This window comes from Novosphingobium sp. HNCC26DJ243, from assembly GCF_057180545.1.
Map to the genome: position 1 here is coordinate 1 of NZ_JBXUGN010000031.1, position 256 is coordinate 256.

The 256-nt window shown below is 69.9% G+C and carries 1 protein-coding gene; it reads right to left on the reverse strand.

Features of this window, described 5'->3' with window-relative positions; genetic code table 11:
* The coding region (locus tag AC2A04_RS18310; protein ID WP_484213790.1) for an FAD-binding protein at positions 1-256 on the reverse strand (256 nt) is incomplete at both ends.

Sequence of the window (256 nt, forward strand, 5' to 3'; positions counted from 1 at the left end):
CACGTAGCCTGCGTCGACCGCCGCGCGGCTTGCGCCGATGCCGGCGCCGAGCTTGTCGGCAAGCGGGGTGATGATCTGTTCGAAGGTGGCGGCATCCTTCAAGGCGCGGCCACCCGAGACGATGATCTTGGCGCTGGTCAGTTCGGGGCGCTCGGACTTGGCGATCTCGGCGCTGACGAAGGTGGACAGGCCTGAGTCCGGCGTGGCCGGCACGGCTTCGACGCTGGCCGATCCGCCGGTGGTGGCAGCCTTGGCG